Annotated in this window: 12 protein-coding genes; 5 read left to right on the forward strand and 7 right to left on the reverse strand. The window is 48.9% G+C overall.

What is annotated here, in order from left to right; translation table 11 throughout:
- Positions 1 to 200 precede the first annotated feature (200 nt).
- Together P404_RS0105990 and P404_RS0105995 are read left to right on the forward strand one after the other, a co-directional pair.
- Positions 201 to 1,577, forward strand: coding sequence for a hypothetical protein (locus P404_RS0105990; protein WP_026830262.1), 1,377 nt, complete (start codon positions 201 to 203; stop codon positions 1,575 to 1,577).
- Between the two features lie 86 nt (positions 1,578 to 1,663).
- Positions 1,664 to 2,596, forward strand: a complete 933-nt coding sequence (locus P404_RS0105995) for a class F sortase (protein WP_026830263.1) — start codon at positions 1,664 to 1,666, stop codon at positions 2,594 to 2,596.
- Positions 2,597 to 2,635: 39 nt separating this feature from the next.
- On the opposite strand, the gene P404_RS0106000 is transcribed toward P404_RS0105995, so the two are convergent.
- The 3 genes from P404_RS0106000 to P404_RS0106010 form a co-directional block, all read right to left on the reverse strand.
- A complete protein-coding gene (locus P404_RS0106000) occupies positions 2,636 to 3,229 on the reverse strand; it encodes a hypothetical protein (RefSeq protein WP_026830264.1) in 594 nt (197 codons plus the stop codon).
- A gap of 141 nt (positions 3,230 to 3,370) precedes the next feature.
- Positions 3,371 to 3,694 (reverse strand): winged helix-turn-helix transcriptional regulator, encoded by a 324-nt coding sequence (locus tag P404_RS0106005; protein ID WP_014971384.1) that lies wholly within the window; start codon positions 3,692 to 3,694, stop codon positions 3,371 to 3,373.
- A 72-nt stretch (positions 3,695 to 3,766) separates the two neighbouring features.
- The gene (locus P404_RS0106010; RefSeq protein ID WP_026830265.1) at positions 3,767 to 4,924 is read right to left on the reverse strand and encodes an AI-2E family transporter; all 1,158 of its coding nucleotides are present in this window, start codon (positions 4,922 to 4,924) and stop codon (positions 3,767 to 3,769) included.
- Between the two features lie 281 nt (positions 4,925 to 5,205).
- Here P404_RS0106010 and P404_RS0106015 point away from each other — a divergent pair, with 281 nt between their 5' ends.
- Positions 5,206 to 7,749 carry a HAMP domain-containing sensor histidine kinase gene (locus tag P404_RS0106015; RefSeq protein ID WP_014971386.1) on the forward strand — a complete coding sequence of 848 codons (2,544 nt, stop codon included), beginning with the start codon at positions 5,206 to 5,208 and terminating at the stop codon, positions 7,747 to 7,749.
- 313 nt (positions 7,750 to 8,062) lie between these two features.
- On the opposite strand, the gene P404_RS0106020 is transcribed toward P404_RS0106015, so the two are convergent.
- Both P404_RS0106020 and P404_RS0106025 read right to left on the reverse strand, forming a co-directional pair.
- Positions 8,063 to 8,845, reverse strand: coding sequence for a flagellar hook-basal body protein (locus P404_RS0106020; RefSeq protein ID WP_026830266.1), 783 nt, complete (start codon positions 8,843 to 8,845; stop codon positions 8,063 to 8,065).
- Between the two features lie 15 nt (positions 8,846 to 8,860).
- A complete protein-coding gene (locus P404_RS0106025; protein ID WP_026830267.1) occupies positions 8,861 to 9,649 on the reverse strand; it encodes a flagellar hook-basal body protein in 789 nt (262 codons plus the stop codon).
- Positions 9,650 to 9,928: 279 nt separating this feature from the next.
- Between P404_RS0106025 and P404_RS0106030 the strand changes: the two genes are divergently transcribed.
- A complete protein-coding gene (locus P404_RS0106030; RefSeq protein ID WP_236624341.1) occupies positions 9,929 to 12,412 on the forward strand; it encodes a putative bifunctional diguanylate cyclase/phosphodiesterase in 2,484 nt (827 codons plus the stop codon).
- A gap of 73 nt (positions 12,413 to 12,485) precedes the next feature.
- On the opposite strand, the gene P404_RS0106035 is transcribed toward P404_RS0106030, so the two are convergent.
- Positions 12,486 to 13,682 (reverse strand): multidrug efflux MFS transporter, encoded by a 1,197-nt coding sequence (locus P404_RS0106035; RefSeq protein ID WP_026830269.1) that lies wholly within the window; start codon positions 13,680 to 13,682, stop codon positions 12,486 to 12,488.
- 179 nt (positions 13,683 to 13,861) lie between these two features.
- On the opposite strand from P404_RS0106035, the gene P404_RS0106040 reads away from it, so the two are divergent.
- Positions 13,862 to 14,731 carry a hypothetical protein gene (locus tag P404_RS0106040; protein WP_026830270.1) on the forward strand — a complete coding sequence of 290 codons (870 nt, stop codon included), beginning with the start codon at positions 13,862 to 13,864 and terminating at the stop codon, positions 14,729 to 14,731.
- Between the two features lie 98 nt (positions 14,732 to 14,829).
- On the opposite strand, the gene mreB is transcribed toward P404_RS0106040, so the two are convergent.
- Positions 14,830 to 15,813, reverse strand: coding sequence for a rod shape-determining protein MreB (gene mreB, locus P404_RS0106045; protein WP_014971393.1), 984 nt, complete (start codon positions 15,811 to 15,813; stop codon positions 14,830 to 14,832).
- Positions 15,814 to 15,938 lie beyond the last annotated feature (125 nt).

Below are 15,938 nucleotides of genomic sequence, written 5' to 3' on the forward strand. Positions count from 1 at the left end.
ATGCACAAACGATGAACTTGTAAAAAAAGTTTCACAATTTCTATATAAGGAAGCAAAGTGGATTCGAACCCTTTTTCAAAAAAACTTTATCGATTTTTCAATCCAAATAAAATCCGGGCGCGTATGCTGTTCAGAACGATACAGACAACAACTACCAAATACATGTTAGATGCACCCAAATTTGAGAGGATGATATCAAGATGAAACATACTAAAAAATTCGCAGCAACAGCCATGGCAGCAGCACTCGTATTACCAGGAACGGCAGCATTCGCTTCCGGCGGTTCGTCAGATGACAAGATGATGCATGAGGACAACGCGAAAAACGTCACGGTCAACACGAAAGCCGCTGACCTGCGTGCAACACTTGATCAGTTACTTTCTGAGCACTTCGTGCTCGCCGTCATGGACATGAAAAAACAATATGACGGATCAAAAGATGCTAAATATTACGAAGCAGCACTCAAACAGAACGCCCTCGACATGACACCTGCGATCGCATCGGTCTACGGTGAAGAAGGCGCGAAACAGTTCGAGAAAATCTTCGTCGACCATAACAAATACACGACAGATCTCGTCAAGGCCGTCAAAGCAGACGACCAAGACGGCATCAACGCGTCAAAAGCAGAGACGGAAGAGTTCGTCCAAGATCTCTCAAGTTTCTTAGATACAGCAACAGAAGGTAAGTTGCCGAAGGCAGCAGCGGAAGAAGTCCTCCGTACCCATGAAGCAGACGTCTACAAAACATTCCAACAATATGCAGCCGGTGACTACGAAGGATCGTACAACACGTTCCGTGAAGGTTACAGCCGCATGTATGACATCTCAAAAGCCCTCTCAGTCGCGATCACAACACAAATGCCTGAGAAGTTCGACAACACGAAAGCCGATACAAAAGCAGCTGACCTCCGGTCAACACTTAACAGTCTCGCAGCGGAGCACGTCGCTCTTGCGAACATCAGCATGACAGCTGGCGTCGATCAAGCGAAAGACTACGATGCTGCAAACTGGGCTGAAGACATGCACACAGCAGACTTCAAAGCAGCTATGAAATCGGTCTACGGTCAAGCGGGTGCCGATCAGTTCGAGCAAGTCTGGACGAAAAACCACATCGAAGCACAAGCGAACCTCGTCACAGCAGCGATCAACGATGACAAAAAATTGATGGGTGACGCACAAGAGATGCTCAAAATGTTCTCAAATGACTTCGGCGCGTTCCTCGGTGCAGCGACGCAAGAAAACCTTCCGACAAAAGCAGCACAAGAAGCAGTTTCTGGTCATGAGACGTACGTCCAAGATACGTTCATGCAATATGCCGAAGGCGATTACAAAGGATCGGTCGACACGTTCCGTGAGTCTTACGCTTACATGTACGGCGTCGGTGCGAACCTCGGTGAAGCAATCGTCAAACAATCACCAGAGAAGTTCATGGACGGTACACCAGGCTCAATGCCGAACACAGGTAACGGCGGTATGAGTGACAACAATACAGCAGCAACGACTGGCGCGATCGCACTCTTCGGTCTTGCTCTCGGAGCAGCTGGAATCGTACTTGCTCGCAAACGTCAAAACGCATAAGAAATTGGGTATACTAAAAAGGATAGCGCCTCGGCACTATCCTTTTTCTGCGTAAGAGACTTTGTCTCGGAAAGGAGTGACGTGTCTTGAAAAAATGGTTATTACCGGTCAGCATCCTCTTGATGCTCGTTTCAATCGGTACGTTAATTTTTATATTGTTCGGGAACACAGATGAAACGAAAACAACTATCACACAAGGCGATGCAAAAACAGAATCTGCGGCATCTTCCGAGACAAAGGAAGACCCACTCAAACCATCAGAAATCTTCAAAAAAGAATTCAAAAGTCTTTCGACCAATGAAGTCGAACTTCCAAAAACATTAACCATCGATAAAATCGACGTCAAAACGAACGTCGAGCAGGTTGGTTTGGATAAAGAAGGCGCCATGGGAACTCCGAAAAATGAACAACAAGTCGGTTGGTACAAGTTCGGACCTCGTCCCGGTGACGTCGGCAACGCCGTCATTGATGGGCATACCGACACGAAGACCGGACCTGCCGTCTTTAACCGTCTCGACGATCTCAAAAAAGGCGACACGATCAAAATCAAGGATGAGTCTGGACGGACACTTGTTTTCCGTGTCAAAAAACTCGTCGAATACGGACACCTCGACGCGCCACTCGAAAAAATCTTCGGAGCGTCCGATCAACGTAACTTGAACTTGATTACTTGCATTGGTGTTTACGATGAGAACGAAGGCACATACGACAATCGTCTCGTCGTCTTCACGGAACTGGACGAAAAGGCTTCAGATCCCGTCAAAACACCGCCGAAACCGGCGACGAACGTCCGAGTATCCGGCGGTTTCGTCAACTGGTATGCATCTAAGGATGAAGAAGTCGTACAATACAACGTGTATCAGGAACAGGACGGGAAACGGAAAAAGTTAGGTGCGACAGAATCCATCGAACGTAAAGCCTTCCCGTTACCAAAAGACGCTACAGGACGATTCATCATCACGGCCGTCAACAAAGCCGGGATTGAATCAGAAGAAGCCTTCAGTGCCGTTCAAAAATAATCAAACTGAGCGAATCGTGCAGATGTCTGCATGATTCGCTCAGTTTTTTGGTTGATGAAGCGAAATCCGTAATTGTTTTTCGCCCGACATCGTTTTGTAGCGCAAATCAAGATGTCCGGCCGTCACTTGCTTCTGATTTGTCGGGATAAACATGATTCCCGTTCGTTCTTCTCCAGCACGATAAGAACCAGCGAGGGGATGTTGCTCATGCATGACCGGGACCGTTTTTCCACCTGTTTCGTACTCTCCGATTTTTTCTGACAGCTCAATCGGATCATTCGATTGATTTTTAATCGTCACCGTCAGTGCCAGTAAACAGTCGGAAGCTGCGCCAATTCGGACTGTTTTTTCTTTCGAGATGGCGACACGCAACAGCGGTGTCGTTCGGACTGTCTCACGTCGTTCGATTTCCAACGTCTCGATTTCCAGTCCACCCAGTGTGTAACGGACACCTAATCGATTTTCCAGATCAAACTGTTTGAGCTGTTTTTCTTCCCACTGTAGAATCGTTTGCGCAGGTTTCTGCTCGCTAGGTCGTTGTTCTTCCTCCCAGCTAATCGCCGGAATAACCCATTTGACAATCAACAGGATGAACAAGACTGGTATCAGGACATACAACAGGATGGTTTTCATTACAGCTCCATCTCCCCTACTTTGACGTCTAGATCTTTCCTTTAGTATTAGTATGTCTTTTAAAATCTAATAATTATACATTTTTTCACAATTGCATTAACAAAAAAATACCCTCGAGCATCTGCTCAAGGGTAAATTCAATCAGTACGTGATGTGCTGTTTACTCCAGGAAATCGATTCCTTGAACTGGCGAACGAGTTCTTCCGCCGGTCCCGTCAAGGAATACGCTAAGCCTTGGACCTTTTCTGACATCTGTTGAAGGACAAGTCCATCTTCAATCAGTTCCTGCAGTTGCTCAAGAATCTGACCGTGGGATTGATCGAGACGCTGTTCAATCTCCCCGATCGTCAAGGCTTCATCCCGTAACACATAGATGACACTCGACTTGAGACTATTCTCGAAATTGTGTTGAAACTTTTGGAGTGCTAATAAATCGGCCTGTTCTTCTACATGACGTTGATCCATCTGGCGCATACCCCTTTCGTGACACGATACACTACCTTTTCAGTATGACCGAACTGACCCAAAAATTCAAAGTCAGTCTTTTGTCGTTACGATCGTGCTAAACGACTTCTCGTCTTCCGCGACGACCATCTTCTTCTGTGAACGCAGATGATACAGACGGCGGATATTCAAGATGATGACTTTCATGACGGCGTAGAACGGTACACCGAGCAGGACACCAAAGAAACCGGCGATGTTACCGGCAACCAGTAAGACGATGATGATCGTGAGCGGATGAACATCCAGCGTCTTCCCTTGGACGAGCGGTGACATGATGTGTGAGTCGATCTGCTGGGCGACGGTCATGACGACGACCGCATACACCGCGAGAATCGGATCCTGGATGAACCCGACGATGAGTGCCGGTACGACTCCGATGACCGGTCCGAGGAACGGGATAATGTTCGTCATCGTCGCAAACAGGGCAAGCAACAGTGCGTAATCAATCCCAATGATCAGATAACCGATGTAGGCGATGATCCCGACACCGATACTGACGATGACTTGTCCACGGATGTAACTCATGATCGTCAAGTGGACGTCACTGAGGATTTTTTTCGTTTCTTTATGGTATTCGTAAGGCATCATCTTGACGAGGTTCCCTTTTAACTTATCCCCATCGAGCAACATATAGATCAACATGATCGGGATGATGATGATCGTGACGACCGTCGTCGTGATGACACTGACGAATCCGCCGACACCGGTTCCGATGTTTTTCAGGAACGACGAAGCGTATTCGGAAATGTTTCCGGAAAACTTATTAAACAGATCGTCCTGTCCCCCTAAGAAACGTGAGAAAAAGGCACTGTTTTGTAATTGGTCCCGGACATCGGTAAGCTGACGCTGGAACTGTGACGCAAGCGTCGGAATCGAGTTGACGAATTCCGTAATCTGATCCGATAACATCGGACCAAAGATGAATCCAAGCGTCGTCAAGATACTGATCAATCCGAGCAAGACGACAATCACGGCTGGTCGCCGCTTCATCTTCTTCTCGAGCAGTTCGACGATCGGGAGCAGAACATAGTAGAGAATACCGGCAATCGCCAGTGGGGGCACGACCATCTGCAATAAAATCGCTAACGGTCGGAATAAAAACGTCACATGATTGCCGACCCAGACGATGATCAATAGCGTCATGATCCACCAGGCACCACGGTACCATTTGTTCTCAAACATTTTTTGCATCTTGTCACTTCCTTATGATTAAAATAATGGCGTCTCCTTCATTAGTTTCCCTTTATCCCGGTTCTTCTAATCCTTATTTTCAAAAAATAGTTAAGCGACTATGAGTGCTGATTCCCTTCGATTGCTCACCCTTTTTGATCTTCTGCACAAAAACTAGTAATTAGAATATCTTTTTTGCATCTTTAAGTGTTAAAGTTTGATGGAGACGCTTCTAATAAGTACTATTAAAATACTGGATTAATTTTTTGAACCTAACAAAACCACATACGGAGGATAAATACGTGAAATGGATTAATCAAAAAATTGGTCGACAATTGATGTTCGCTTTTTATATGGTTTTCATCGCACTCAGCCTGACATCAGCCATCGTCTATAACTACACCGAACGCAAGATCGATCAAACGAATGCGACGTTCGACGATCTACGGGAACGCCGGACAAATGCTAACGCATTAGCCAACGAATGGACACTTGTGCAGAGCAACGTAAAATCGTATGTGCTGTTCGGAACACCGGAAATGCTCGATACAATCAAAAGCAATCAGCGTGAAATCGATCGCTTAACGACGTGGTTCGAAGACAATGCCATCTATACCCAAGGAAAAGAATATGCCGCCGCAACACGGACCCTCTATGACGATTATTTTGGGACTGCTCTACCGCTCCTGACGGAATATGTCGCAGGTAAAAAACAGGGAGCCATCGACGAAGCGTTCCTCGACCCTAAAACACTTGCTTCCTTATCGAACGGTGACGATTTGTTTAATCAAAACGGCACCTTAAAAGGGACGAACAGTCAATTGACGACCGATGCCGATGCGGCGGGAATCGATACGCTGCTCGCGAACTACCTGACCTTGATCCAAGGAAAGGAAGTCGAAGCGAAGACCAGTCTGTTAGATGAGATGCGTGTCGCCCAGATCATCTGGTTATCGAACCTGGTCGTCCTCGTCATCATCCTGCTCCTACTCGTCCGCCCGTTCATCAGCCGGGTGACGAAGCAGGTCAATACATTATCACGTGACAGTGCCTCACTCGCGGGCGGTGAGGACATTGCCGCCATCCCGTTACCAAAACGTCAGGATGAACTGTATACCTTAACCACTTCGTTTAATCAGATGGCAGCGTCCATCGCCGATAACAAGGTCCATCTGCTCGCGAAAAATGAAGAATTACAAGCACAACAAGAAGAACTCGTCGCCCAGCAGGAAGAACTGCAGGCGCAGCAGGAAGAACTTGAAGAAGCCCTTGAAATCACGTTACGAAGCGAACAGCACTTGAAGTACCGAAACGAGTTGACGGAAACCCTCGCCTCCCGCGAGACACTGACCGCTTACCCGGAAATCATCGAGAAGCTCGTCTCGATCACCCACTCGGAAATCGGTGCCTTATTGTTCCTTGACCAGCATGATGTCCGCTCGACGATCGAATACGGGATGACAAAAGAGATGGTCGGTCAACTGGTCAAAGACGACCAGTCGCTGTTCCACCGGGCGCGTGTCTTGAAACGACCGGTCCACTCGTCGAAACAAGTCGCACACGACAGTCCCTTGCCGTATCCATATTATATGTATGAAGTCGCTGTTCCGATTCTTGATCCGAACGAAGAAAAAATCATCGCCTGCGTTTATCTCGTCCGTTACCGCGATGCCTTCACACCGGAACAAATGGGCGATATCCTCTCGTTCTCGCATCAGTTGTCGCTTTCCTTGATGCGGATGGGGATTTACGAAAAAATGATGCACGAGAAAAACAAGACGGGCCAACTGCTGAACTCGATTCGCGAGGCCGTCGTCTATATCGAACATGAATCCGACGAGCTGCTCGTCAACGAACCGTTGATGAAACTGTTCCCGGAAGTCCAGACGGAGTACCAGGACGAAAGCAACTTGTCGTCGTTCCGTCAAGCGATGTCGGCCTTGTCGTCGATCATCGATGAGCCGGAACCGTTCGAACAGTACATCGAACAGATCGTCGAACAAAACCTGCCGAGCGAAAGTCTTGTCGTCTCGATTCGCTCTCATAATGCCTACATTCAAATCTATGCCGAAAAAATTCAAATCAATCAGGTTTGGGTCGGCACGATGCTCGTCTTGCGTGATGTCACAAAAGAGACGGAAGCGGACCGGATGAAAGAAGAGTTCGTCTCGACGGTCTCCCATGAACTCCGGACACCGTTATCTTCCATCTATGGCTTTACGGAACTGATGCTGAACCGTGAAATCGATGCGATGAAACAACGCAAATATTTAACGACGATCCACTCGGAAACCGGACGCCTGACGACTCTCGTCAATGATTTCCTTGACGTTCAGCGGATGGAATCAAGCGAACAACGTTACCAAATGGCGACGTTCGATCTCGTCCAGCTCGCCAGCGAACTGATTGATTTCCATGATGCGTCACATACGACCCATCAGTTGACGTTCGAGGCAGAAGGTCCGATCATGATCGATGCCGATTCCGAAAAAATCAAACAGTTGCTGAACAACCTGCTGAGCAACGCGATCAAGTACTCACCGGACGGTGGGGATATCGCGATCCAGATCCAAAATCAGGATGGATTCGCAGAAATCACGATTCGTGACCACGGAATCGGTATTCCACAAGAAGCGATGTCGAAACTGTTTGATAAGTTTTATCGTGTCGACAATTCGGAAACCCGCAAAATCGGTGGGACCGGACTTGGTTTATCAATCTGTAAAGAAATCGTCAAACATCACAACGGAACGATTGACGTCGAATCGACGGTCGGTGTCGGATCTACCTTTACGATCCGCTTTCCGATTGCTGTCATCTCGACGATCCTGACGTACGAAGAATAATGCAGACGACAAAGGGACTGACTCATAAGTCAGGCCAAAATCAATCCTTGTGACGGACGGTTTCGACATCCTCGCTTTCCATGGGCGGAAGGTAAACCGCGGATGAACGTTTCCGTCCTCCATCAATCAAATGGCCGATGATCCCATCTTTTCACGGGGTCATCGGCCGTTTCTATGCAAATTCTTATTGTTCACGAAAGAAAAGGGAGGTGGATTTCCGGATCAAACACCGGAAATCCACCTCCCTTCATTCATTTTAATCGAGAGACGTCTTTACTTTCGAGTCAGCCCCTTTGCTATTGATCCAACTGACTTATTTAAGCGACGTCACGATTCCCATCATCTGGTCCGATGTCGTCAAGGCTTTTGAATTGAGCTGGTACGCCCGTTGAATCTGCGTCAAGTTCGTCATCTCTGTTCCCATGTCGACGTTTGACGTCTCAAGGGTCCCGACGGTCAACGGATTACCTGTTGCATTCTGATATTGCCCCGTCGCCGTGTAGAGCCCTGCTCCTGCTTCGGTCAATTCACCGTGGTTCGGGATATCGGCAACGCCGATCCGGGCGAGGACACGCCGTTCCCCGTTCAGGATACCCGTGATGTTCCCGTCTTTGTTCAGTTCGATCGAGGTCGCATTGTCCGGTAACGTGATCGGTTCGTTAGCCTGGTTGATGACAGACCGTCCCGCATCATCCGTCAACAGGACTTGTCCGTTTGCTTGCGGTGACAATTCAAAATTGCCGTCCCGCGTAAACTTCGTGACACCATCTGCATCGATCACACCAAAAAAGTGATGCGGATCACTGAGAGCTGCGTCAAGATTACGACCCGTATTTTGGAACGTCCCCATCGTAAAGCGTGTTGCTTCATTGGCAACATAACCGCCGACGCCAAGGCGAAGTCCCGCTGGTGTCGTCAACGGACCCGTTGCAAGTCCTCCCGGTTGGTTGTTGAGATTACGCACAAGCAGTTCATTAAACTGCGATTCACGTCGTTTATAACCATTCGTATTGGCATTCGCCAAATTATGTCCTGTCGTATCAAGCTGCTTCTGGAGCTGTGCCATCGTACTGGCGGATGTATAAAGTGATTGCATGGATTTCCTCCTTGATTAACGGACACGTCCGATTTCCGAGACAGCTCTTTCAGCAGTCCGGTCATAGGCCTGGATGACTTTTTGGTTGGCTTCGAACTGGCGGAGACCGGCGTTCATCTCCGTCATCGTCTGCTCGACTTCAACGTTTCCTAATTCGAGTACACCTTGGTCCACTTTGACGGCACCCGCGTTCAAGGCATCCGGTGACCGGAACAATCCGTTCCCTGTCCGTTCAAGTGTCTCCGGCTGATCCGTCACGACAAGACCCAGGTTCCCGATCGCTTGCCCATTCCCGTCCGTGACGGCACCGTCTGCGCTGACGACGAAGTCTTCATTGACGACGTTCAGCGGTCGTCCATCCTCACCCAGCACCATATCATTTTCAGTCGTCCGTAAGAACCCATCCTGTCCGACGGCGAACTGACCGTTTGTCGTATAAAGGGTTTCCTCTTCACCGGTCGTCGGGTCCGCATGGCGAACCGTAAACAAGGCAGCTCCTTCGAGGGAACTGATTTGAATATCTGTCGCATTTCCCGTCTCCGTGATCGACCCCAGGGCAAAGTTCGGCGTCGCTGCCTGCATGAAGACACCTGTCGCCAGTTTCCCGACCGTTCCGCGTGACCGGATGCCTGACTGTTCATTGACAGCCGACTGCTGGATCATCATCTCCGGAAATGTCCGAAGGGATGCCTGATCGGCGCGGAATCCAGGCGTCCGGGCATTCGCCAGGTTGTTACTTAACATTTCTTGTTGCCGTTGTAACGACTGCATGGCATTGGATGCCGTGTACATTCCTCGTAACATATGTGTTGGCTCCTCATTGACTTATTGTTCAATTCTCTTCTTTATAGTATATCGGTCAATTTTTTGGAAATTCGATGTTTTTTTCAAAATAAGGGAATGAAAAACGTAGATGCATCGAAAGACCTACCCCTTTCGTTCAAAAACATTTGCTTATTTTTCAACAGATTTGATATTTCCAACTCCCATAAATTGTTATAATCACACTATGACGATACGAAACGAGGTGAGATGATGCCCTTCTTCAAAAGGAAGAATACAGAATCCTTCATCAATGGCTCCTTGGATTTCAAACAGCTTGTCGACGCGACACATTTTTTAGAGAATCATCCGGATGCCGTCTATACGTTGAATCTGGACGGTCAGATCGTTTCTTATAATCAAAAACTTTCGCTTCTTTTAGGATACGGGGGAAAACAACTCCAACACCAGCATTTCAGCGACTTCATCAGTCCGGCAGAAGCGCAACGGATCGCCCCACTCAAACAACGGGCCTTAAGTGGCGAAACCATCCATTTCACGGCGGACGTCTTGCATCGTGAAGGTCATGTGTTGACGATGAACGTGACCAACATTCCAATCTATCAACATCATGTCATCATCGGGATTTACGGAATTGCGCGAGACATCTCGCAACATCTTGAACTCCGACTCCAACATACCCGTTTGTCTGCAAAAGAACAGTTGACGGCGTCGCTGCCAGGTCTCGCCTTTTTCGAGTATGAAACAACGGCTGACCGGCTGTCTCTCTCGACTCATTTCGCAACCTTATTGGATGTGTCGCATCATCGATTGGCGTCACTCGATTACGATGAGTTTCTACTCGAAATCCATCCGGACGATCGATCGGTATTCAAAGAACAACTGACTCTCCTGCAAAAAGAGGGTTCGTCCACAGTCTCCTGTCATTTACGGATGAATCAAAAACAACACTATACGCAACAGGTGCAGTGTCAAGGTGTCCGTGTTGAGGACGAGCGTCAGGAACTGTTCAGCTTTTTGTTCCGGGAAACAGCCCGGCACACGCCGCTTGACGGAACGAAGAAGACGGACCGCTCACAGCAGGACGATGTGCCCGACAGCACCCTCATGCAACAACAAGAGGACATCCGGAAGTTATCGCTGTATGACCACGTGACCGGCCTGCCGAACCGGATGTTGTTCCTCGAGGAAATCGAGCACCTGACCCGAAAAAAACATCCCTTTACGATTTTATCGCTCGATTTCAATCAGCTGCACCAGATCAATGAACAGATCGGCTTTGACATCGGGGACCAGTGGTTACGGCAAACGAGCCAATTCTTGACGGAACAGTTACCGGACATGTATTGTTCCCGCCTTGCCGGCGACCATTACGCCGCTTTATGGACAGAACCGTTTGATGAACTACAATTGAAAAAAACGTGTCTTGATCTTCTCTCGGTGAACACGACCCGCTTTCAGATTGAAGGGTACGAGCTCGCAGCAGAACTCGCGATCGGCATCAGTCCGTTTCAAACTGAGGAGACAACCGCCACCGAACTACTCCATACCGCTAATCGGGCGTTGTCCCGGGCGAAACTTAAACCACAACCCGCTTATGAATTTTATACGTCACAACTCGATTTAGAAATTTACCGGCGGCATCAACTCGAACAAAGTTTACGGAATGCCATCGAACAAAAAGAATTGTTTCTTGAATACCAACCGAAAGTCGATATTTGGAGCGGTCAGATTTTGACGTGCGAAGCACTGATTCGTTGGGACCATCCAGAATGGGGACGGATTCCCCCACAAGATTTCATTCCTTTGTCGGAGGAAGGACACTGTTATTTACCGATTGGCGAATGGGTTCTTGAAACCGTCTGTCAGACCCTCCAATCTTTGTTGCACAACGCGTTACCGGTCGTCCCGATTTCCATCAACTTATCTTCCAAGCAGTTGCTCCATCGGGACTTTGTTCAGACGATCCGGACTTGTCTACACCGGTATCAAGTACCCGCCCGGTATCTCCAGCTCGAACTTCAGGAGACCGCCTTGCTTCAGGAAAGTGAGTTCATCAAGGAAACGTTGCAACAGCTCCATCAGCTGGGAATCGAACTGACACTCGACGGCTACGGAAGTGGCGTGTCTTCCTTGAATAGTCTGCGTACGTATCCGATCAGCAGCCTAAAACTTGACCGGTCGTTTGTCGCTCAACTCGAAGAAGACAACAGTCCGGCGCCCTTGATCAAAAGTATCGTTTATCTAGCCAAGGAGTTTCAGCTGACCGTCGTCGCCGAAGGAATCGAGACGCTCGAGCAGCTCGAGCAGTTCCGGGAATTCGAATGCCACGCCGTCCAAGGTTATCTGTTCAGCCGGCCAGTTGGTATCGAGCAGTTACCGGTTGTTCTGAAACAGGCTGTTCTCGTGCCGATGGAGTCGATGAAAAAATCGCCGAAAAAACCATTACCATCGCTCCATGGGCACATCTCGATCACGCGATTAAACGGAAAGGATGTCAATGTCGGTTCCTCCCCGATCCTGATCACCCGGAGTACGAACCGATCCGTTCATTTTTACGCATCGATCCGTCTACCGGTCAATCACCAAATCGAGTTGTCCTTACAGCTGACGGATGTCGTCCATCCCAAAACATTGATCGAACCCCTTGCCCTGACCGAACTCGATAATGGTCTGTTCCATTATTCGGCTGACTATAAGATTCGGGCCCAGTCGAGTCAAATCATGAAAGCACTTGAAACGTCCCAGCAACTGAAGCTCGATGAATTCTTCATGTTGTCCTGACGACCCGCAATCCGCTGATAATACATCAAAAAGGCTGTTCCGATGAAAATCGAAACAGCCTTTTTCCTATACGTCATGAATGTTTTTTGCTGAGCACGGCTGTTTGTGTCCGCTCGAGGACCGCATTCGTGAGGACGATCAGACCCGTGAACAGGAACAACGCTTCAAAACCAAAGTGACCGGCAATCTGACCACCTGCCAGTGGTCCAAGGAAATTCCCCATGAACTGGGCTGACTGATTATAACCGAAGATCCGCCCTGCCGCATTCGCCGGTGTATGTTTCCGAAGCAACGCTTGGACGGACGGCATCAACGCCGCTGTCGCAAAACCGATTCCCATCCGTAAGATGATCAATTGACTCGTATCCGTCACGAAGGCTTGCGGAATCAAGAAGGCCGCAAAAATCAGCAAAGCGTAGAACAGGACACGTTCCGCCCCGATCTTATCCGACAGGCGACCAAGCCGCTGCGCCGCCAGCAAGGCGGCAATCCCAGGAGCTGACGCGACGATGCCGGATAACAGCGCCAGCCGTTCCGTACCGGGACTGAGTTCCCGGACGTAGAGCGACAAAATCGGACTGATCGATTGAGCGGCGAACTGAATCAAAAACGTCGTCAAGAAGAGGCTTAGGATCAATTCTGGATGACGCAGAGATTGAATGATTTCTTTGGCTGACGCCATCGACTTCGTCTGTAGAGGAACGAAATCTTCTTTGACAAAGAAATACGTGACGAGAAACGTCAAGAAGAGCGGAATGCTCGTAAAGAGAAAAACGGGTCGAAGCCCAATCATATCGGCAAGGAATCCTCCAATCAGAGGTCCGAGCAAGCCACCGGCAATCCCACCGGTTGATAATGTACCGAGCGCCCAGCCACTTTTCTCTTTTGGGGTTTGTGACGCAATCAAGGTGATTCCGGCCGAGATGAATCCGGAAACCGCACCCATGACAAGCCGTAAGAAGACCAGTTGATAGACATCCTGGACGAAACTGATCAAGAACATGACGATCGACATCCCGAGACTCGCTCGGAGCAACATCAATTTCCGTCCTTTTTTATCCGCGAGCCGTCCCCAAATCGGCGAGACGATCGCTGCGACGAGGAATGTCGCACCAAACGCGACCCCGGACCAGGTCGTGATTTCCTGGCGACCATTCACGCCCAGTTCTTCGATGAATAAGGGCAAAAACGGTAACACTAAGCTCAAGGCGGCAGCGGTCAAAAAACTACCGATCCAGACGACAACTAAATTTCGTTTCCATAATGGCATTGTGGCATCACTTCCTTTTTAATGGTAATTCCGGTTCAATACAACAACTTCTAATATACACTTCATAAAGTAAAATGTATAGTATTCGAACTGACCCTAAGGACACCCGGACTATTGGCTTATATCCAAATCACGCTGGACGACCGATAATAAGGTAACTCAATAAGGGAGTGAACGATATGAAACGCTTCATCATCAGTCTGATTTGTCTTACGATGGCTGCTACGCTTCTGCCTGCCAGAACCGAAGCGGCCGTCACCGTCACGCGCCATACCGTGATGTGGTCCATTCCTGAAGCGAAACAAATTTCAACGAAAGTCACACAGCTGGCAAACAGACAGATGAAACGTGTCTACCTGCATGTCGCTGTCGAGGGTGATCGAACTCTCTACCGTACATTCGTTGAAAAAGCACATCTTGCCGGAATCGAAGTTTATTTCTTATTCGGTCAGCCCAGTTGGATTACGAATGAAGGGACGACGAACCGGCCGAACGTCGAAGATCCGTTAGCCTGGATCAACGTCTATCTGCAGGAAACGATGGAGCGTCCGGACGGCATCAGTGTCGACCTCGAGCCGTATGCCTTACCGGCCTGGGAAACGGACCAATCTGCCGTCATCGCTTCTTATCAACGACTTTTGACTGCTTTTCATGATGTCAGCGCGTTTCGCGGGCTTCCGTTGCAACTGTTCTTACCCTTTTGGTTCCATACGGTCACTGACGTCTCCGGACGCCCGCTCAGTGAATGGGCGATGGAACTGGCCGACGAAGTAACACTAATGAGTTACAGGACGGTCTATGGCGGTGGAAATGGTCTTGCCGCGATTACGATGACCGATGCCTTATATGCCGCGAGTCATCAGCACCGTCTGTCCTATGCACTGGAATTCACGGAACTGCCGGAAACACCGAGCATCACCTTTTATGGGAAGACACGGACTACACTCAATCAACTGATCAATCAGACGATGAACAGTTCGCTGCCGCCGAGTGCCATCGTCTACCATGATTTTGAAGCGTATCAGGCATTCATGCGGAGTACGCAATAATCAGGAAAGATTGGTTCCAGAATTATCACTTTTTCTTACGTTTTCCATACAACAAGGGGTCATTCCGCGATTGGAATGACCCCTTGTTTTGATTTATCTTATTTTCCTAAGTGATCGAGCATGATGCCTGTCCCGCGCGCGACACATAACATCGGATCTTCTGCGATCAAGACCGGCAGTCCCAGTTCCTTCGCGAGTAACTGATCGATCCCGTCGAGCAATGCTCCACCACCGGTCAGGATGATGCCACGGTCGATGATGTCTGCTGCCAGTTCCGGTGGTGTTTTCTCGAGGACACGTTTCGTCGCTTCGACGATTTCCATCGCCGCTTCCGCCAACGCTTCGTGCATCTCTTGTGAAGAAATCGTGATGTTGTCCGGGAGACCGGTCACGAGATTACGACCACGAATGTCCATCTCTTCTTGACGCCCTTCGTCTGAAACGGTTGCAACCGTCATCTTGACGTTTTGAGCCGTCCGCTCCCCGATGATGAGTTTATGGTTATCCTTGATCGCTCGAATGATATCGTGATCAAACCGGTCACCCGCCACTTTTATCGTTTCGCCACAGACGATATCTCCCATCGAAAGAACGGCGACATCCGTCGTACCGCCACCAATATCAATCACCATATGACCAGCCGGCATCCAAATGTCCATTCCGGCACCAACTGCCGCGACTTTTGGTTCGACTTCGAGGAAAACGGTTTTGGCACCCGATTTTTCTCCAGCCTGGCGAATCGCTTTGGCTTCGACCGTCGTGATGCTCGCTGGTGTACAGATCAACATCCGGACGCCACCAAACATACTCCGGACTTCAATCTTGTCGATGAAATGGCGTAACATCGCTTCTGTCATCTCAAAATCGGCAATGACTCCATCCCGAAGTGGACGGATTGCGACGATGTTTCCTGGTGTCCGACCGACCATCTGGTGCGCTTCGGTTCCGACGGCATGAATTTTTCCTGTTGCTTTATCAATGGCGACAACCGATGGCTCATCGAGCACGATGCCCCTACCTTTTACATGAATGACGACATTTGCCGTCCCTAGGTCAATCCCGATATCCTTTGTAAAAAACATCTCGCGTGATCTCCTTTATCCACTGGCTATTATTCCAAAATATAGAGCGTCGTTTGGACGTCTAACCCATTTATGTATACATACCTTTCAATTCTAGCACAGCAAAACAAAAAGAGACGACTTTC

It is taken from the genome of Exiguobacterium antarcticum DSM 14480 (assembly GCF_000685865.1).
GTDB classification, from domain to species: Bacteria; Bacillota; Bacilli; order Exiguobacteriales; family Exiguobacteriaceae; genus Exiguobacterium_A; species Exiguobacterium_A antarcticum.